The organism is Brachybacterium sp. UNK5269, from assembly GCF_049266655.1.
Classification (GTDB): domain Bacteria; phylum Actinomycetota; class Actinomycetes; order Actinomycetales; family Dermabacteraceae; genus Brachybacterium.
Map to the genome: position 1 here is coordinate 3220849 of NZ_CP184883.1, position 18484 is coordinate 3239332.

At 64.8% G+C, this 18484-nt stretch carries 16 protein-coding genes and 1 pseudogene; 12 read left to right on the forward strand and 5 right to left on the reverse strand.

The features are described 5' to 3' along the window. Nucleotides 1-137: 137 nt before the first annotated feature. A complete protein-coding gene (locus ACOJUI_RS14960; RefSeq protein WP_422115730.1) occupies nucleotides 138-1085 on the reverse strand; it encodes a hypothetical protein in 948 nt (315 codons plus the stop codon). A gap of 373 nt (nucleotides 1086-1458) precedes the next feature. Between ACOJUI_RS14960 and ACOJUI_RS14965 the strand changes: the two genes are divergently transcribed. The 3 genes from ACOJUI_RS14965 to ACOJUI_RS14975 all read left to right on the forward strand — a co-directional run bounded on the left by ACOJUI_RS14965 (nucleotide 1459) and on the right by ACOJUI_RS14975 (nucleotide 4304). After that, nucleotides 1459-2601: a serine/threonine-protein kinase gene (locus ACOJUI_RS14965; RefSeq protein ID WP_422115731.1), complete on the forward strand. Its 1143-nt coding sequence runs from the start codon at nucleotides 1459-1461 to the stop codon at nucleotides 2599-2601. Continuing rightward, nucleotides 2580-3314 carry an NPCBM/NEW2 domain-containing protein gene (locus tag ACOJUI_RS14970; protein WP_422115732.1) on the forward strand — a complete coding sequence of 245 codons (735 nt, stop codon included), beginning with the start codon at nucleotides 2580-2582 and terminating at the stop codon, nucleotides 3312-3314. The genes ACOJUI_RS14965 and ACOJUI_RS14970 overlap by 22 nt, the downstream gene beginning before the upstream one ends. Nucleotides 3315-3467: 153 nt before the next feature. After that, complete coding sequence (locus ACOJUI_RS14975) at nucleotides 3468-4304, forward strand: alpha/beta hydrolase family protein (RefSeq protein ID WP_422115733.1); 837 nt, start codon at nucleotides 3468-3470, stop codon at nucleotides 4302-4304. Nucleotides 4305-4406: 102 nt separating this feature from the next. Here ACOJUI_RS14975 and ACOJUI_RS14980 read toward each other — a convergent pair whose 3' ends face one another. Next, nucleotides 4407-5756 (reverse strand): UDP-glucose dehydrogenase family protein, encoded by a 1350-nt coding sequence (locus tag ACOJUI_RS14980; RefSeq protein WP_422115734.1) that lies wholly within the window; start codon nucleotides 5754-5756, stop codon nucleotides 4407-4409. Between the two features lie 641 nt (nucleotides 5757-6397). On the opposite strand from ACOJUI_RS14980, the gene ACOJUI_RS14985 reads away from it, so the two are divergent. The 8 genes from ACOJUI_RS14985 (at nucleotide 6398) to ACOJUI_RS15020 (ending at nucleotide 15459) form a co-directional block, all read left to right on the forward strand. Continuing rightward, complete coding sequence (locus ACOJUI_RS14985) at nucleotides 6398-8365, forward strand: glycosyltransferase (RefSeq protein ID WP_422115735.1); 1968 nt, start codon at nucleotides 6398-6400, stop codon at nucleotides 8363-8365. A 17-nt stretch (nucleotides 8366-8382) separates the two neighbouring features. Beyond that, nucleotides 8383-8727 (forward strand): hypothetical protein, encoded by a 345-nt coding sequence (locus ACOJUI_RS14990; RefSeq protein ID WP_422115736.1) that lies wholly within the window; start codon nucleotides 8383-8385, stop codon nucleotides 8725-8727. Continuing rightward, complete coding sequence (locus ACOJUI_RS14995) at nucleotides 8708-8959, forward strand: hypothetical protein (RefSeq protein WP_422115737.1); 252 nt, start codon at nucleotides 8708-8710, stop codon at nucleotides 8957-8959. Before ACOJUI_RS14990 ends, ACOJUI_RS14995 begins: the two co-directional genes overlap by 20 nt. Further along, nucleotides 8956-9753 (forward strand): ABC transporter ATP-binding protein, encoded by a 798-nt coding sequence (locus tag ACOJUI_RS15000; protein WP_422115738.1) that lies wholly within the window; start codon nucleotides 8956-8958, stop codon nucleotides 9751-9753. The genes ACOJUI_RS14995 and ACOJUI_RS15000 overlap by 4 nt, the downstream gene beginning before the upstream one ends. A gap of 36 nt (nucleotides 9754-9789) precedes the next feature. Then, nucleotides 9790-10953: a non-hydrolyzing UDP-N-acetylglucosamine 2-epimerase gene (gene wecB / locus ACOJUI_RS15005; protein ID WP_422115739.1), complete on the forward strand. Its 1164-nt coding sequence runs from the start codon at nucleotides 9790-9792 to the stop codon at nucleotides 10951-10953. A 627-nt stretch (nucleotides 10954-11580) separates the two neighbouring features. After that, nucleotides 11581-13614: a glycosyltransferase family 2 protein gene (locus ACOJUI_RS15010; protein ID WP_422115740.1), complete on the forward strand. Its 2034-nt coding sequence runs from the start codon at nucleotides 11581-11583 to the stop codon at nucleotides 13612-13614. After that, nucleotides 13611-14234, forward strand: coding sequence for a hypothetical protein (locus ACOJUI_RS15015; protein WP_422115741.1), 624 nt, complete (start codon nucleotides 13611-13613; stop codon nucleotides 14232-14234). The genes ACOJUI_RS15010 and ACOJUI_RS15015 overlap by 4 nt, the downstream gene beginning before the upstream one ends. Next, nucleotides 14227-15459, forward strand: coding sequence for a hypothetical protein (locus tag ACOJUI_RS15020; protein WP_422115742.1), 1233 nt, complete (start codon nucleotides 14227-14229; stop codon nucleotides 15457-15459). Before ACOJUI_RS15015 ends, ACOJUI_RS15020 begins: the two co-directional genes overlap by 8 nt. 219 nt (nucleotides 15460-15678) lie before the next feature. Here ACOJUI_RS15020 and ACOJUI_RS15025 read toward each other — a convergent pair. After that, nucleotides 15679-16116: pseudogene (locus tag ACOJUI_RS15025) on the reverse strand (ISL3 family transposase); the annotation flags it as partial. Nucleotides 16117-16168: 52 nt separating this feature from the next. Between ACOJUI_RS15025 and ACOJUI_RS15030 the strand changes: the two are divergent. Next, nucleotides 16169-16348: a hypothetical protein gene (locus ACOJUI_RS15030; protein ID WP_422115743.1), complete on the forward strand. Its 180-nt coding sequence runs from the start codon at nucleotides 16169-16171 to the stop codon at nucleotides 16346-16348. A 23-nt stretch (nucleotides 16349-16371) separates the two neighbouring features. On the opposite strand, the gene istB is transcribed toward ACOJUI_RS15030, so the two are convergent. After that, nucleotides 16372-17163, reverse strand: a complete 792-nt coding sequence (gene istB, locus ACOJUI_RS15035; protein WP_422115744.1) for an IS21-like element helper ATPase IstB — start codon at nucleotides 17161-17163, stop codon at nucleotides 16372-16374. After that, nucleotides 17160-18440: an IS21 family transposase gene (istA, locus tag ACOJUI_RS15040; RefSeq protein WP_422115745.1), complete on the reverse strand. Its 1281-nt coding sequence runs from the start codon at nucleotides 18438-18440 to the stop codon at nucleotides 17160-17162. Before istA ends, istB begins: the two co-directional genes overlap by 4 nt. Between the last annotated feature and the right edge of the window lie 44 nt (nucleotides 18441-18484).

An 18484-nucleotide genomic window follows, 5' to 3' on the forward strand; every position in this document is an offset into this window, starting at 1 on the left:
GGCGGCCCGGGCAGGCCGGGGGGTGGCTCAGCGTTGCCATGATAAGGCGATTCGCCCCGTTGAGGACCAATCGGTGGTCGGCCCGTGGACATGTGCACAAAAGGTGCCGTGGTGCATCTCGGTGCGCCTCCCCCTGTTCACGCCGAGGGGGTGACGATCCACTCGGCGGCGAACTCCCACGTCGTACCGGCGGTCACCGTCTCGCCCTGGTCCCAGACCTGAGGGTAGATCTTGGCGATGCCGTCGTCCCGGAGCTGCAGGAAGACGTCGGAGTGCCCGTCATCGTTCGCCTCGGCGCGCAGGGTCTCGTCGGCGCGGATCCAGCGGATCGCTGCGTTCCACCCGGTGTCGCTCGACTGGATGAGGGCGGCAGAGGCACCGTCGATCTCGACGGTCTCCGCGACGGGCTCGCCCTCGGCCTTCGCCTCGGCGACGGAATCCACCTCGACCTCCTCCGCGGTGTCGGTGCCGACGCGGTCGAAGACGTCGCGTGAGAACGGGAGCATCGGCCCGTAGGCGCTGCCCATGGTGACGTCCTCGAGCGCCTCCCAGTTGCCGGTGACGGCGAGCTTGCCGTCGGCGGTCCACGTGGTCACGGTCGAGATCTTGACGAGGTTCGTCTCGCCCTTCGCGGGGTGCCGGGCGTGCACCCGCTGCTCGAGGGAGAAGCTCTGCGCGGGGATGGCCTCACCGGCAGTGAACGAGGCGATATCCACCGCGACGCCGTCCATGCTCGGCACGGAGGGGCCGTCCGCGTAGGCGGTGGGAGCGCCGTGGTAGGGGACGAACTGCTTGTCGCCGTCGACATCGATCTGGAAGGCGAACTCCCAGTTGGATCGCGGCATGACGATCTCGCCTTGGAGGCTCGGGGCGCCGTCGAGGGCGCGCACCTCCTCGAGGCGCTGGTACCCGTCGGCCTGTCCCGCGTTCCCATCCCACTCGCCCTGCAGGCGGTAACGCAGGATCGGGGACTCCCTCGCGAGGTAGGTGATGTCCCATGACTGCATGACACCGTCGTCGACCAGCGCGACGGTCATCGCGTCGTACGGCGCCGCCGCGATGAGCGCGTCGATCGGATTCTCCACTGGTCCTGTCCCCTCGTCACTGGTCGCCCCGCCCTCGTCCGAGCCCTGCCCGGTCGATGGCCCCTCGGTGCTCTCCCCCTCGCTCGGCGCCGTGCATGCTCCGAGCAGACCGGCTGCGGCGACGCAGATGATGCCGCGCCGGGAGAGCTCCGTGTCTTTCACACGCCGAATCTATAGGTATCGGCCAGTCGCCCGTATCGCATCGGGCAGGATCACACGAGGGTCACGTCTGCTTCCCGGCGGCAGGGCGCCGGGCCGCCCGATCGTCGGCACGCCGTATCCTGGCGTGCGCCGGTCCCGCGTCCACGGACGCGTCGGTACCTTCACCGCTGTCCTTCGAGCCCCGACGTCAGGTCGGACGGGAGCACCGCACATGCACAACGTCGGCAGCAACTACGTCGCGCACGAGAGGCTGGGAACGGGCACGACCGGTGATGTCTGGCGCGGCACCGACCGTGAAGACAATCCCGTGGCGATCAAGATCCTGCACGCGGAGTACAGCGGACGGCGGGACGTCGTGCACCGCTTCATCCAGGAGCGGGAGCTGCTCACCGATATCGACCATCAGCATGTGGTCAAGGTCCACGACCTGGTCTACGACCGCTCGACGCTCGCGATCATCATGGATCTCGTCGACGGTGGGGATCTCGCGACCCTGCTGATCACGGACGGCAACCTCTCCCCGGAGCGAACCACCGCCATCGCCTCGGACATCGCGATGGGACTCGCGGCGATCCATGCCGCGGACATCGTCCACCTCGACCTCAAGCCCGCCAATGTGCTGATCCACCGGGACGATGACGGCGAGAGCGCCCTGATCGCCGACCTCGGGGTCTCCCAGTTAGCGCAGGGTCCCGCGGGCGTCGCCGAACACCCTCGCTTCGGCACCCCCCAGTACACGGCGCCCGAAGTGGTCAGCGGCGGCGCCGTGGGGTCGGCGGCCGATGTGTACGCCCTGGGCCTGCTCATGGTCGAGATGCTGTCCGGGCGCGCAGTGTTCGGCACCGCCGATCCGGATGACGTGTTCGCGATCCTCGAGGCCCAGGTCTCCGAGGAGGCCGAGCGGCCGGCAGCGGCCAGCGACGAGATATGGAAGCTGATCTCCGCGATGCTCGACAAGGACCCGAACGAGCGCCCGACCGCGGCGGAGGTCGCCCTGGACCTGGGCGTGCCGCCGCAGCAGCTGGACTCCTCGGCGTTCCGCGGCGCCGCGACCGCGCTCGGCTCGGGCCCCGTCGGGGCCGACGGGACGAGCATCGCCCGCGACGCCCCGGCCGGGCCCGAGGACAGCGGAGGCCGCACCATCGACCTCGGCCACCGCACGAGCATCCTGCGCTCCGCGCAGACGGTCCGACTGGGCGCCCGGGGCAGCCGCACCATCGCGCTTCCCGCCGCCCTGCAGCCGGGAGCGATCGCTGCCGAGGACGCAGGAGCAGATGCCTCCGCTGCAGACGGCGAGGCCACGTCCTCTTCCCCCGGCGCAGGCGACCCTTCATGGCGCTCAGCCTCGTGCTGAGCGTGGGCGTGCTGGTCGGCGCCTTGTCCGTCGGCGTCTTCCTGACGCTGCGCACCGGCGATGATCCGCCGCCCCCGACCACGTCGTCGACGACCCTGTCCGCGCCCGAGGGGTCGATCGCCGTCGCCGACGTGAGCGGTATGTCCGAGGACGCGGCACGCAACGCTCTCGGGGAACAGGTCGAGGTCGACGTCGTCACCGTTCCCGGCTCGGCGGAACAGAACGGGATCGTCCAGGGTACGCAGCCTGCCGCAGGGAGCTTCGTGATGCCCGGGAAGACAGTAATCCTTGAGGTCGCCACGGAGCTCGCGACGCAACCGCTGTCCGCACTCCCTGCGAACACGGCCGGTGGACGGACGGAGCAGGGCTCGGTCACCGTCGATGGGACGTCCGCCTCCGACGCGATCGTCGTCCAGGCGAACAAGCCCGAGGTCCAGGTCACCTACATGCTCCAGCAGCGATACACGTCGGTCGATGCCGACCTCGTCGTACCGGACGACGGCACCCCCGTGCAGGTGCGCGTCGAGGTCGATGGGACGACGCAGGTCGAGCAGACCGTCGCCCCGGGTGGTTCGGTCCCCGTGACGGTCGATGTCACCGACGCCCAGCGCCTCACGATCACCGTCACCGCGAGCGACGAGTCCACCCCTCCCCGGTTCGCCTTCACCGACGGGGTGCTCGGCGGCGAGGCCGGCACGGTGCCGAACACCTAACGCAGCGCGGTTCACCTCCCGTACCCACCACCGGGGCCCGAGCATCGAAAGGGCACCCTTTACGGGGTGCTATAAAGTGAATTCATGGTGGCGATACCGGTGCGGGGGCTCCGAAGCAACGGATCGAATGTCCCCCTCCTCACGGTGCCCGATGTGGGCGCCGCCATCGTCGTGCCCGAACCCGGCGCTCAACGCTACCGCCATGCCTACCCCGGCGGCCGCATGCTCGATGCGCTGCTCGTCAACCGCGGCAGCCGCACCCTGATGGTGTCCTTCCACGGCGCCCTGAACAGGAAGCAGTTCGCGATCCCCCGGTTCGAGCGCCTGCGGAGCCTGCTGAAGTACCGGGTGAACAGCCTCTACTTCTCGGATCCGTCGCTGCACATCGACCCGTCGCTGGAGCTGTCCTGGTTCACCGGGTGGAAGGGGACCGACGTCCCGCGAGACATCGCGACCTGGATCATGCTGATGGCCGAATCCCTCGACTCCGACCGCATCGTCTTGACGGGCTCCTCCGGTGGGGGCTTCGCCGCCCTGATGGTGGGAGCGCTCATCCCCGACTCGGTGGTGATCGCCTACAGCCCGCAGGTCGACATCCGGCTGTACGAGGCGGATGGCCAGTACCCCCACGCCGCCAAGCGGTCCTACTTGCGCCATGTCTGGCCCGAGCTGGTCGCGGGCCAGGACCTCGAGAGGTTCGACTTCACCAAGAAATGGAACGAGTCGATCGAGGAACGCACCTCGGCCGTGGCCCGCTACACTACGCCCCGCGATACCCAGGTGCTGTTCGTCTCCAACACCCGTGACGCCCACCACCACCACGTGCACCTGCCGGCGCTGCGCGACGCCTTCGGCAACGACCGTGACCGGTTCCAGGTGATGACGTACACAGGACCCGAAGGACATCGACCCCCGGGGCCCGAAGAGTTCGAGCAGGGGCTGGTCCGTGCGGCCCGGTGGACGGGTTTCGAGTTGCCGAAGTCGCTCTGACGCCGTGCGACTGGCGATGACGTAGCGGGGTGCCGGCCCCGCAGAGCCTGCCGTTCACGCCGGCGCGGTACTCACGCCGCGGGATGACCCGATGAGCAGACGTCAGGGACGTCCGAGCGCGACCGTTTCCCACCCTGCCCCGCGCCAGCGCGCCAGGTCCAAGACATTGCGGCCGTCAACGATCGCTTTCCGGGAGACGATCTCGCCGGTCGCGACAGGGTCGAGGTTCTTGTACTCGTTCCACTCAGTGAGCAGCAGGACGAGCTCGGCGTCCCGCAGGGCTTCCTGCGCGGACTCCTTGCTGCGCATCGACGGGTAGCGCTTGCGCACGTTCTCGAGGGATGCCGGATCGGTGATGGTCACATGGGCGCCCTCGGCGAACAGTCTCAGGGCGATGTCGAGAGCGGGAGAGTCGCGCACGTCGTCGGTGTCAGGCTTGAAGGCGACGCCGAGGACGGTGATCCGGCGTCCCTCGAGGTCGCCACCGAGCAGCCGCCTGGCGAGCCGGAGCACATAGTCGCGACGACCGGTGTTGATGGCGTCGATGTCGCGAAGGAAGGCGAAACTGTCGACGGCCCCCAGCTCGCCGGCGCGCGAGATAAGACCGCGGAGATCCTTGGGCAGGCAACCGCCGCCGAAGCCGATGCCGGCGCGCAAGAACTTACTCCCGATTCGGTCGTCCATACCGATCGCCTCAGCGACGTGGGTAACATCCGCACCGGTGATATCGCACAACTCCGAGACTGCGTTGATGAAGGAGATCTTGGTGGCGAGGAAAGAGTTCGCGGAGACCTTCACCAACTCGGCAGACTCGAAGTTGTACACGCGGCGCGGGATGTCCTTGTCCAGCAGCGACTCGTACACCGCGTCGAGGACTGCGATCTCCTTTTCGGCGTCCTCGGTGTCCGCGACGCCGTACACCAGACGGTCGGGGCTGAGGGTGTCCTCGACGGCGAAGCCTTCGCGGAGGAACTCCGGGTTCCAGATGAGCTTCACGCCGGGGATGGTGCTGAGGCGCTCGTCGATATGTCGAGCGGTGCCGACCGGCACGGTGGACTTACCGACCACCAAGGTGGTGCGGCCGCCGCGGGCGTGCAGGCCCGGGGTGAGGGCGCTCAAGGCGCTGTCGATGTACGACAGGTCGGCGCCCAAGCCCTCGTCCCGCTGCGGCGTGCCGAGCGCGAGGAAGTGCACGTCGCAGTTGGCCAGGTCGTCATAGTCCATGGTGAACGCCAAGTTCCCGCGACCGACGTTTCGGGAGAGGACCTCGTTGAAACCGGGCTCATGGAAGGGAGCTACGCCGCGGGAGAGGGTGTTGATCCGCTCCTTGTCGACGTCGAGGCCGAACACGGTATGGCCGATCTCGGCCATGGCCGAGGCGTGGACGGCGCCGAGATACCCGCAGCCGATCACGGAAATTTTCAGGGGAGTGGCCGTCTCGGTCTCGTTCACAGTCCTTGGGGCCTTTCAGAGGGCGACAGGGCGAGGGGCACTTGGCGCGTGGGCGCCTCTCATCTCGACCGGGGGGGCGAGTCCGGACCATCGTATGTGAGTCACGGCTGGGGTTCGGCGCGGTTGCCCAGAGATGCGCGCCCAGGCGTTCCCGGTGCAGTGCCGGTGCAGGCGGACCTGCAGTAGGGGGCTCCTAGCAGGGTATTCTCAGGCGCGTGACTTCTCCGGGCCCAGAAACCGCCCTGCCGCCACCACCATCTCGGTCGCCCCTCGGCAGGACAGCCCGGAACGCGCGATTGCTCGCTCAAGCCGCCCTTCAGCATCTGGTCGATGACCCGGCTCTTCTCGCCATCCAGGCCAGCCGGAAGCTTCCCTTCGGGCCACGAATGATCGCCGGTCGTGTGCTGGAGAGGACCGCTCGCTTCATTCCTGCACTCGGAGCCCTCGGCTCAGTCATGACGGGCCGAACCGCTGCTGCGGAGAGGGCGCTCGAACAGCAACTCGCCAGACGGCCGGACCACACCTCGCGTCTCGCCGGCGAAGTGGCTATCCTCCTGGACCGTGACGACCTGTTGCCCGGATACGCGTCGCCCGTAACTCGGGCACGAGCTGCCTGGGCCCGCGGCGCGATGAGTGAGGCCGTGCACACGCTTGAGAGGGCCGGTCTAGAGGACCGCCGGTACACGCGGCGCCTGCGCAGTGAACTGCACCTGCTTCAGCCAGGGTTTCGTCTCGCCGTAGAGAGCCGCCGTATCACCGCCGGCATCACCGGCACGGAAGGTGAGCCGCTGCGGGTGTTGCATCTGCTCACCAATTCTCTGCCGCATACCCAGTCCGGGTACTCGCTGCGCACCCATCGGATCCTCACGGCACTGCGCGAGCAGGGCATCGAATCCGTGGCGCTCACTCGCACGGGGTATCCGGTGATGGTCGGCATTCCGATGGCGCACGACGAGGACGTGGTCGACGGCATCCGATATGTGCGAACCCTCCCGTCCCGCCTCCCTCAGACGCAGGAGGAGCGACTCCACACCGAAGTCGAGCGCGCGCTTCAACTGGTCGAGGATTTCCGTCCCCACATCATCCACACGACGACGAACTACCTTAATGCGCTGGTCGCACAGGCCGTTTCCGACGCAACCGGACTGCCATGGGTCTTCGAGGTCCGCGGCCTCATGGAGCAGACCTGGGTAGCGTCCCACCGCAGCGTGCTGACCCGGGAGGTCGCAGCAGCCTCCGAGAAGCATGCTCTGATCGCCGCGAAGGAGGGCGAACAGGCGCGGAGCGCCGATGCGGTGGTCACCCTCTCCGGAACCATGGCCGAACAATTGATTTCCCGCGGTGTGGACCGCGGGGCCATCACCCTCGTCCCGAACGGCGTGGACGAGTCCTTGTTCCAGGATCACATCGACATCACCGAAGCACGCCTCCGTACCGGCCTCGCAGATGTTCCAGGCTTCGGGGCGGACGCTTTCCTGGTGGGCGCTGTGAGCGCCCTGGTCGAGTACGAGGGCTACGATATTCTCCTGCGCGCAGTGGCACTCCTCATCCAGGACGAGTCGGTACCCCGCGTGCTTCGTGATCGAATCGGGGTGGTCCTCGCCGGCGACGGCGTCTCCCGGCCTGGACTCGCCGTCCTGGCGGACGAGCTCGGCATCGACAGGCGGGTCCACCTTGCCGGTCGCGTCCCGCGCGAGGAGGCGCGACGATGGATCGAGTCCCTGAATGTGGTCGTCGTACCGCGTCGCGACGTGGCGGTGGCTCGTGCCGTCACACCGCAGAAGCCCATCGAGGCGATGGCGCTGGATCGACCTGTCATCGCCTCGGATCTCGGGGCGCTGCGCGAGGTGCTCACGGATCCCGGCGGTATGCCGAGAGCGAGCCTGATTCCCGCCGGCGACCCGCAAGCACTCGCCCTGGAGATCGCCCGCCTCGGGACGACGCCCACTGCGCTGGAGGAGCACCGCGGCGCCGCGCAGGCAGTGGCGCGAGCACGCACCTGGCCACGGCAGGTGAGAAGATACCGCGAGGTGTACGAGAGCGTGATTTGTCGATCGGAGGGGGTGGGGCCGTTGGTCAGTAACACGAGAAATGCGCAGCAGCTCGTCAAGGCGCTGGAGGCGCGTGGTGTGCAGACGGACGGACTATCGCCCGTAGGGCTCCGCCCGAGGCTAGGCGAGTACGTATCTCAGCTCTGGGAACGCAGACACTTCATTTGGATGGACGCTAGGCACCGCGTGCTGTCCCAGAACAGTCGCAACCGACTCGGCAATGCGTGGCTCCTGCTGAGGCCGCTGATGGATGCAGCGTTCTACTTCCTGATCTTCGGCTTGATCCTGAAGGTCTCGCGAGAAGGTATCGACAACTTCGGCGCCTACATCATCATCGGTGTGCTGATGTTTCGCGCTACCGCCACGAGCGTCACCGGCGGCCCCAGCGTCCTCTCCTCCGGCAAGGCGATGATCAGGGCGTTCTCCTTCCCACGAGCTGCGCTTCCCATTTCCGCCGTGCTCCGCGACGGGCTGCAGATGGTGTGGGCCGTCGGCGCGATGCTCGTGATGATCGCGGTAATCCCCCCCACGAGTACCCGGCCCTCACCTGGTTGTTGATCATTCCTCTGCTAACCATGCAGTGGGCCCTGAACCTCGGGATCACCTTCATCATGGCCCGTGTCGGATTCCGGTTCCCGGACACCGTGCAGCTCATGTCCTTCGTCTCGCGCGTACTCATGTACGGCTCGGGGGTGATCTTCCCGATCGACCAGATGCTCACGCATCCGGTGGCGAACGCCGTGATCGAGGCGAACCCGATCTTCCAGATGCTCCGCATGTATCGGCAGGTTCTGATGGACGGCACTGCCCCCCCGGCCGAGTCTTGGATGATCCTCGGTGGCTGGGCCGGGGGTCTGCTGCTCTTCGGATTCCTGTTCTTCTGGCGAGGGGAGGCGAGCTATGGCGACGAACAGCAGTGACCCGGACAAGACCGAGATCCTCGACGCCATCCGCGACGACCCCTGGGTTGCCCCGGACGGGTCCCCGGTCACCGTCGTCGCGCACAACGTGCGCATGCGCTACAAGGTGCAGCGCACGGACCGGAAGCCCCGAAAAGGCCCGCTCGGCAAGCTGACGCGCAAGCAGATGGTGAGCGTTGCCGCGTTGCGGGGGTCTCCTTCGTGGCACGCTCGGGGGAGTTCATCGGCGTGATCGGCCGCAACGGCTCGGGAAAGTCCACGCTCCTGCGAACCCTTGCAGGGCTTGAGGCTCCGAGCTCCGGAACAGTGCTCACCTCGGCAAAACCGGTGCTACTTGGCGTCGGTGCCGCACTGATTCCCGATCTCACCGGAGCGCAGAACGTCAAGCTCGGCGCGCTGGCGATGGGGCTATCCCCGGAGCAAGCGGAGCTTGTCTTCGACGAGGTCGTGGAACTCTCCGCGCTCGGAGAGGCGATCGACCTGCCGATGCGGACCTACTCCTCGGGGATGGGCGCGCGCCTCAAGTTCGCCATCTCCCTCGCCGCCGACCCGTCGATCCTCATGATCGATGAGGCCCTCGCCACGGGCGACGCATCCTTCGCAGAGCGTTCGAAAAGGGCCATGGACGAGATGCTCGCGCGAGCTGGCACAGTCTTCCTGGTGAACCACGCCGCACAGACCATCGAGACCATGTGCTCCCGCGCCATCTGGATGGAGCGGGGACAAATCGTCCTCGACGGCGACGCCGTCGAGGTCGCGCGCAAGTACCGGTGGTTCGCACACAACCTCGCTCAGGGTGAGGAGGAGAAGGCCGCGGGACTGCTGCGGGACGCGGTTTTGGAGGGAGAATCCCAGCGCCGGGAAGCGAACCTTCTCGCGACGCCGTCCGGCGCCGAGCGGCCCGGGCGTTCACGGCGAGACGCGCCTGAGTTCGAGCCCGACCCGTTCACCCGGGCATTCAATCGGGACCGCGGTTTGCCGAAGCGGTCGTTCCCCTCGACAATCCTGCCCGACGATCACCATTGACGACCACAGGAACATCCCTCACGTTAGGAGCGGGTTATGGCACTGCGCATCATGACGATCTACGGCACAAGGCCGGAAGCAATCAAAGTCGCCCCGATCATCAAAGCGATCGAACGGGACGACGAGCTGGAGAACATCATCGTTGTCACCGGCCAGCATCGGGAGATGCTCGACCAAGTCAACACGATGTTCGACATCGTCCCTGACCACGACATGAACATTATGGCCGCAGGGCAGAGCTTGAATGGAATCGTCGCAAAAGTGATCTCCGGCGTGGATGAGATCTTAGATCAGGAGAAGCCTGACGCGGTGATCGTTCAGGGCGACACCTCCACCGTGATGGGTGCAGCGGTTGCCTCGTTCAACCGCCAGATCCCCGTCATCCACCTCGAGGCCGGACTTCGCTCCGGCGACATCAACTCGCCGTTTCCCGAGGAAGCGAACCGGAAGCTGACCAGCCAGATCACTGCGCTGCATCTCGCCCCGACGTCGACGAGCAAGGCGAATCTGACACGGGAAGACATCAGCGAGGGCGCCATCGTCGTCACTGGCAACAGCGTGATTGACACGCTCCTTCACGCCACACGCCAGCTCGATGTCCACTTTGAAAACGAACGCCTTGAAGCGCTGCAGGTGGCGAAGCAGAGTGAAGACGCGGGACGGGTTCTGCTGGTCACCGCCCATCGCCGCGAGAATCTCGGCACCGCCATGGAGGACATTGGTAACGCCGTGGCGGAGTTGGCACGGAAATACCCAGATCTCACTATCGTCTTCCCGATCCACAAGAATCCCAAGGTGCGTGCTTCCATCCGCCCAGCTGTCGAGGGCTTGGACAACGTGCTGCTCATCGAGCCGCTGGCCTACGCAGAGTTCACTCGGGCACTCAGCATCTCCGACGTCGTGCTCACAGACTCTGGTGGTGTGCAGGAGGAAGCACCGAGCCTCGGAAAGCCCGTGCTTGTCATGCGGGAGAACACCGAGCGCCCTGAGGCTGTTGTCGCCGGCACAGTGAAACTCATCGGCACCAGCCGTGAACGAATCGTAGATGAGGTATCACTGCTGCTCGACTCCGAAGTCGTGTACAAGGGCATGGCGAACGCTGTGAATCCCTATGGTGACGGGAAGGCTGCAGAGCGTACGGTCGGTGCGATTAAGTGGAAGTTCTTCCAGGCCGACCGGCCTAGCGACTTCAGCAGCTGAAGGGGCTGAAGGGGCTGAAGCACGATCACTTGTCTTGGCACGCCCGCCAGTTGGTCGGCGCCATACCGCAGACCGCCCCGTGTAGCATCGCCATATGAGATCGTAGCTCGCTCAACCTCCTCCTTGGCAAGGAAGAAGGCTCTAACGCGCCGCGCATCACACGCCACTTGTCAAGTAGCGCAAGCAATACCCCGTAATCAGAACGATCTGCCCGAGGAGGACTCGACTCTTGAGCCGCGAAGAGCGAACCACATTCATCTGGAAGCCGGAAACTCCCACGACCAGCTTCCACTTCGAAGCAATCACGACCGATCCGCTTCCCTCGCGTCACTTCGTGTATGGCGCGACTGTAACCGACGCGCGCGGCGAAGAAATCCTACCCACGAGTCCCGACTGGAGTTTCTCTCAATCGCTTGGACTATACTTTAAGTATAGCCCGGGCGCCGATACCGAGTCAGACTTTTTATGGCAGAGCGGTGCATATTTCTCAGAAGCGAGAATTGACATCGTGCGATGGGACCCGGATGCGACGCTCGCAAAAATAATCGGGGCCGCTTTCGCGCCGCACCTGACGAATTCGACGACCCGGGTGTGGACTGTCCTCCAGCCGAGTGAGGCGTCCGTCGCATGAATACTGCATCTCTCCACAACGAGACATCCACAAAACCGCTTGTTTCCGTGATTATCGGATTTAAAGACCGTGGACTGGGCCGTCTCGGGCTATGCATCGAGTCGATCCATGAATCGCTTGCTGAGGTCGACCACGAGGTTATCATCGCCGATTACGGCAGTGCGGACACCGACGCGATTACCGATCTCGCGCGCAAGGCCTCCGCTCACCACGAGATCATTGCGACCGATGGCGAATGGTCTGCAGCACGGGCGAGAAACGCCGGAGTCCGCGCTTCAGCCGGCGGCATCATTCTGGCCGCTGATGCAGACATGCTTTTCACTCCGAAATCCCTCCATCGCGTTACCGAACAATTGGAGCGGCACCCGCAAGAGGTAGTGATCTTGCAGTGTCGAGATCTCCCCGTCGGATACTCCGATGACGTCGTACGACAAGAGGGCCTCGACTGGGAGCGCTTCGCGGCGCTCGGCCAGCTTAGGCCTCGCTGGGGCGTCGGCGGCCTGGTCGGTCTCCGTCGTTCAGTTTGGGAGCGCCTGCGCGGCTGGGACGAACGCATGCACACGTATGGCGGCGAGGACACCGACTTCGCCAAGCGTGTCAGGCGCGCCGGGGCACGCATCGATTGGCTGGACGAGCCCGGTGTCGCCATGTACCACATGTGGCATCCCTCCGCGACCTTCACCGCTGCTCGCGATGCTGCAACGAAGGCGGCTGTTGAAGCGAACCGCGCGATCCACACCAAGGACGAGACGTTCGCTCGCAACCGGGTGAAGTACCGGTATCTTCCTGCTCGCCTGACGCCGCTCGTGAGCATAATCTTCGAACCCGGTCCCATTCGGGGAGCCGATATTCGCTCTGCACTCGCGAGCGTACTGACACAGACTGTCGGCGACATCGAAGTCCTATTACCGAGAACTATGCAGGTCGGCGGTCTAACCGATCCCCGGGTCCGATCGATCGACTCGGCAGAGGGCATCCCTCGCGGAACATTCACGATCGCCATCACCCCTCAAGAAATCTGGGCTGAAGACCGTCTCGAGCACCTCCTTAACCATTCGTCGTACGGTGTCGGTCTCATCAGTGATCGAACCTCCCTGCGGATCATCGACGGGCAAGGGAAGACCCTTAAAGGCGCTCACGTTCCCCACCCCGCAAATGTAACCACTCAGGGAACGCTGCTGCGAACAGCACTCATTCCCGCCGATTACCATTACTCGGCCTCCTGGGCTTCTGCTATTACCGCCGTTGCCGCGACGAGCGCAACTTGGGTTACGCTTCCCTGGTCGCGGCACCTAGTCACTGCGACGCCCCAGATCGAGGAACAGATTGTCAACACCTGGGCGATTGATACCCGATTCTTCCGCGATGCTCTTACGCGCGCAGGCCTCGAGTTCCCCTCGATCGACGAGAGCGTGCCGCTGAAGCTCACACCGCTGTTCACCGCTGCGGTCGAGGGACGGCCAGTACGGGTGAAAGTCGCCGTGCCGAATACCGTGGCACTAGAAGACTGGCTCACTACGCAGGATTCTGGCGAAGCGTGGGACTGGGAGATCGTTGGTACCAGGGAAGGCGCTCAACTCTGGCAGCAAGCCACCCTTGTATCTACCGATATGTTGAAAATCGCGGCAGTGCTCCGCGAGCTACGTCAGCTGGGCGCCGAGGTGCAAGTCTCCCTCGTGACAGGGGCAGCAACTCCGCAACACACGCCGGAGTCCTTATTGGCTACGCTCATCGATCACGCGGAGCACGTGTACGGAACGGGCCAGCTGCCCAGTTTTTGGCTTTCGATCTCGTGCACTTCAGAAGACGTAGGGGCCCTCACCGGAGCCATGCGATCGCTCACCGCGGTGAACGCGGCCGTGGACCGGACGATTAGTACACCTGGCGAGACACTAAGCTATGTTTTCGCGCATTTGCGTGCTACTGATCGGAGCACTGCACTACGCATCGCCGCGGGCCCGCATGTACCCGAGGGCGTAGTTCTCGTCGAGCGCCTATCCGCACCTTTGACGGCAGGGGAGAAATCATGAGGCTCGAGTACACGCCGCCCGAGGCAGACGGCTGGGCCGAGATAGCTGCAAACCCGATCGAATTCGACGCCAACCCACCGCTCCAGAAGCTCAGAGTGCAGTGGCCCCTCGGAGACGCCAATGTCGATCGCACGGCCGTGGCTTCGTCGCTTATCTTCTCGCCATGGATTGCTGGCCGATGCGACCACATACGGCCGTTCTCGGCCCTGACCGTGCAACGAATAGTCGAGTGGTTCCAAACGCAGAACATTTGGGTTTCTCCCACCCCCGTGCGATCCGGGGGTCTACAGATTCCGCGCGGGCATCGACGAATACGTTTGGGAACCCCTCACGAGATCGACGATTCCGCAATGACAATTCTGAACTTTGTGGCACCGCTCGCAGGAAGTGGACAGGACGGCGACTCGGTACAGATCGCTTCCAACGTCGGGACGCTTCTGCAGAATGCTCCGACGCAAGCCGACCGCTTCGCGATGGAAATCGGTCTTGGCGTCCTCCTCGCGGGTTCGCTGTCGGCGAGTGAGTTTATATATCCGGAGTTTGCCGCAAGTTCGCCTGACGCGTTCGCGGCAGTAGCTCGTTTAATCGAGTCCGTGTCCTTAGGACTGCGACTTGAATGACCATAATCCGGAGACGCTAGTCATCGCGTTTAACTTTCCCCCATTTAACGACGGGAGCGCGGTCACGATCGCTAAACGAATCGTCAACGCGGGAAAGCCAGTGGACGTAATCGCCGCAGATCTTTCTTCTGTGAGAAACCGAGACGATTCCCTGTTTGGCCTCATCGCGCCCTTAGTGAACCGGGTAGAGTATGTCCACATCCCGATTACATTCGCTTCTGAGGTCGGAGTTCGCAACTTTGTCGAGGCCGGACTTTCGACAATATCTCGGTTTCGGCGCAAGCAGCCGTACGCCTCCATTTTTTCGCGGTCGATGTGGGCACATTCGCATTTTTTGGCAGCTGAACTCAGAGCCCGGGGAGTGTCAAAGCACTGGACCGCAGAGTTCTCGGACCCCCTCCTCTGGCAGGCCGACGCCTCGGCCCGGCCGTCAGGAGCGATAACCGAACCCTCATTCATGGCGTACGCGCTCCGAGCTATGGGTGCCCGCGAACAAGCGCTTCTCCAGGAAGAGAACTCAGTTCTCTACTGGGCGCAGATGGTACCCTATATCCTTGCCGACGAATTGCTTTTCACGAACGAACAACAGCTCGATCTCATGCTTCAGGACGCTCCGCAATTCCTAAGAGAGAGGGTAGTGGCGAAGGCCGTAGTCTCGCCCCATCCCACGCCACAACCCGCGCTCTACACAAGTGGTGCCAACGGAGCGGTCACTCGAGAGCCGCCCTTCGGGCCGCAGTCTCAAGCGGCGTCGCGCGAGCCGGGAACCTTCCGTATCGGCTACTTCGGCACATTCTACCCAAACCGTGGTGGTGGCGAGTTTTTGGAGGCGCTCAGCCTCCTCCCTCCTGTGGAACGGCATCGCATTCGTCTCGACGTTTACTCAAGCGGCGCAGACCACTTGATTCGAGCCGCTCGGCACCTCGGCCTTCGAAAGAATGTTCGCGTGCTGGCGCCATTGCCCTACCGCGAATTTTTAAGTAAAACCCAGGAATATGACGCTTTGCTCGTCAATGACATCGCCACCACCCCGTTCCGCATGCCTTCACCCTTCCTGCCGTCGAAATACTCAGACTATGCTGGTAGCAAGACTCCGACCATCGCGATTACAATCCCGGGCAGCCCACTGGACCAGCTCCCCACCCGCTGGAAGTCTCACGTCGGAATGATTGATAGCCTCGCCGAGACGCTCCGCACGTTATTGTACTCTGTAGATGCTGGTTGATGAGTAGTGAGAAACCGGCTCTTCGCGGTTCGTGGTGAATGACCCTGCTGTGGCGGGTATTCGCGCTACGGTTTTCGCGGCGCTGAACTGGGCAGCAGGATACGGGTCCGGTAGTTCTCGGCGTTGCGGAAGCCGCGAACGGTTCGTTTGACCTGGCTTGGACCTCTTTAGTGGCTCTTCGCGGTTCGTGGTGAATGACCCTGCTGTGGCGGGTATTAACGCTACGGTCCTCGCGGCGCTGGTAAGCAGGATACGGGTCCGGTAGTTCTCCGCGTTGCGGAAGCCGCGGCCGGTGCGTTTGATGTTCTTGATGCCAGTGTTCGCTGCCTCGACTCGGGCGGTGGTCGCGCCGGTGACGATGAGGACCTCGATCGCGTCCCACCAGGTCACGATGGTGTCGTAGAGCTTTCTCGCCTCGGGCATGTTCGCGATCTGGACGAAGTAGCCCATCCGCATCCGTTCTTCCCAGGCCTGGGCGAGGGTGGCGGTGGCCAGCAGGCGGCGAAGCTGCTCCTTGATGCCCCAGGCGGCGGAGAGCTCGTCGGTGGGGTCATCGGTGCGGAACACCGTCTCCAGCCGGTCCCAGGCGCGCGGAGTGAGGGTGTCAGCGCCTCGCAGCAGCAGCATCCGGTGCGCCGAGGCCGGATCGTCCTTCTGAATCGGCCCAGGTTTGATGCCGCTGCTGGTTGAGTCCGAGAGGATGGACAGCATGCCGAAGAAGATCGATCCCCAGCTGCGCGCGAGGTGCGTGCGGCTCGTGCGGGACCACGCCCAGGAGTACCCCACCCTGACTGATGGCGCTCATCGATTTTCCCCAGAGTTGCTCGGTGAACTTCCCCGGTGTCAACGGCGGGTGAAATTTGACCCCGTATCGACGGTTGAATTTTGACCCTCTCCGGGGTCGGTGTGTTGCTACTTCGTGCTGGTCGTGGTGGTCTTCAGGAGCTCGCGGCGGGCTCTGGTGCGGTAGGAGTCGCCGGCGAGGGTGAGGACGTCGGCGTGGTGGACGAGACGGTCGATCATGGCGGCCGCGACGATGTCGTCGCCGAAGATCTCGCCCCAGCGTCCGAACGGCATGTTCGAGGTCACCAGGAGCGAGCCCTGCTCGTAGCGGGCGGCGATGAGCTGGAAGAACAGGTTCGCGGCGGTCGCGTCGAATGGGATGTAGCCGATCTCGTCGATGATCAGCAACTTGTAGCGGCGTAGGCGCTTGAGTTCCTTGTCGAGTCCGTCGGTGGCGTGGGCGTGCTGGAGCCGGGCCAGCCAGCCGGTCGCGGTATCGAACAGGACCGGGTAGCCAGCGTGCGCGGCCTTGATGCCCAGCCCAATCGCGAGGTGCGTCTTGCCCACGCCGGGCGGACCCAGGAGCACCACGTTCTCGGCCTTCGGAATGAACGTGCAGGTCGCGAGATGGGCGAGGACATCTCTGCGAAGTGAGGGCTGATGGTCCAGGGTGAAATCCTCCAGCGTTTTGACCTGCGGGAAATGCGCGGAACCGATCCGGATCCGGGCGCCGGACTCCTCGCGATCGGCGACCTGACGGGCCAGGACCGCGGCGAGGTACTCCTCATGGCTCCAGGCCTGCTCGCGCGCAGTCTCGGCGAGGTCTTCAAAGACTCGCGTGATCGTCGGGGTCTTGAGCACTCTGGTCAGGTAGGCGATCTGGGAGACCGCTTCTCGTTCGGAGCTGGTCGTGGTGGTCATCGCGTGGTCCTCTCGGTGAGGTCGGTGGAGGGGAAATCGATGCCGAACAGCTCGTCGTAGTCCGGCAGGGCCCGCATTGGCACCGGGTGCCCGTCCGCGTGTGCCCGGCCTCGTGGAGCCCTTGTGGCCTGCTGGTAGGCACCCCGCAGGACGGCCGCGGCAGCGACGTGGTCGGGATCGGTGATGACCTGCCGGCGGGCCCAGCAGCGGGCATGATCGGCCATGACCCGTCCCTCGCAGCTGACCTGCACTCGTTCGAGGGAGACGACGATGTCGACGAAACGACCGATCACGCGGGGATCGACGGAGTAGTCACAGGTCTCGACGCGCACGTAGTATTCCCGGCCCAGCCGGATCCGGGTCCTGGCACCGATCGAGGGTGCCACCGGGGGCAGCACGGTCATCGCCGCCAGATCCCGGTCCAGGACCTCTGTCGGCCTGCCGCCTGCACCGGACCCGGTCACCGGGGCCAGCGACCGCACCAGGCGCTGATTCGCCCGCGGTAGCCAGACGCCCAGCTGGGCGTTGAAGTCCTGCGGAGAGGCGAAGTCGCGTCCGGGCAGGAACGAGGTCTCCAGATAGCCGTTGGTCCGTTCGACCATGCCCTTGGTCTCCGGGTCACGCGGCGGAGCCAGAACGATCCGCGTGCCCAGCGTGCCCGCGAACGCGGCCGCCGCGGGCGAGGGCCGCCCACGTCCTCCGATCGCGGACTCCCGGTCCCACCACAGGGTCTTCGTGACCGCGCCCAGCGACGCGATGATCATCCACATGCCCGCCAGAATGTCTCCAGCGGTGCGCGAGGGGATCATCCGTGCGGCCATCACCTTCGAGAACGCCAGCGTCATCACCAGCACCGGCAGCATCGCTACCTGCCCGCCACCGACCGGGATCCGGGGTTCGGGGAACCACAGATCGCACTGCGTGGTCTGCCCAGGCTCGTGGACCAGCTTGTCGACCGGGTCCGCCGGCGCGAACAACGGCCGCAGCCCCCGCACCCGCTCCTTCAGGACCGTGAGCGACCGGTCCCAGCCGATCCGCTCCGCGATCACCGTGGCCGGCATGCCCGGATAGTCGGCCAGCAGCACCCGGATCTGGGGCTCGACCGCGTCCACGATCGAGCCCTTCGACGCCCGGTGATACGACGGCGGCGCTTCAGACGCCAACGCCGCGCGCACCGTGTTCCGCGCGATCCCCAGCCGCCGTGCGATCTCCTTGATCGGTACCTGCTCGCTGCGATGCAGACGCCGGATCTCTGCCCAATGTTCCACTGTGATCATCCTCCAAGAGTGATGGAGGGGGTCAACATTCATCCGTCGCATAG

Bases quoted from the DNA above. Each gene is read 5' to 3' on its own strand.
- ACOJUI_RS14965 (WP_422115731.1), top strand. From the start codon at position 1,459: ATGCACAACGTCGGCAGCAACTACGTCGCGCACGAGAGGCTGGGAACG.
- ACOJUI_RS14970 (WP_422115732.1), top strand. From the start codon at position 2,580: ATGGCGCTCAGCCTCGTGCTGAGCGTGGGCGTGCTGGTCGGCGCCTTG.
- ACOJUI_RS14990 (WP_422115736.1), top strand. From the start codon at position 8,383: ATGCAGTGGGCCCTGAACCTCGGGATCACCTTCATCATGGCCCGTGTC.
- ACOJUI_RS14995 (WP_422115737.1), top strand. From the start codon at position 8,708: ATGGCGACGAACAGCAGTGACCCGGACAAGACCGAGATCCTCGACGCC.
- wecB (WP_422115739.1), top strand. From the start codon at position 9,790: ATGGCACTGCGCATCATGACGATCTACGGCACAAGGCCGGAAGCAATC.
- ACOJUI_RS15010 (WP_422115740.1), top strand. From the start codon at position 11,581: ATGAATACTGCATCTCTCCACAACGAGACATCCACAAAACCGCTTGTT.
- ACOJUI_RS15015 (WP_422115741.1), top strand. From the start codon at position 13,611: ATGAGGCTCGAGTACACGCCGCCCGAGGCAGACGGCTGGGCCGAGATA.
- ACOJUI_RS15030 (WP_422115743.1), top strand. From the start codon at position 16,169: ATGCCGAAGAAGATCGATCCCCAGCTGCGCGCGAGGTGCGTGCGGCTC.
- istB (WP_422115744.1), bottom strand. From the start codon at position 17,163: ATGACCACCACGACCAGCTCCGAACGAGAAGCGGTCTCCCAGATCGCC.
- istA (WP_422115745.1), bottom strand. From the start codon at position 18,440: ATGATCACAGTGGAACATTGGGCAGAGATCCGGCGTCTGCATCGCAGC.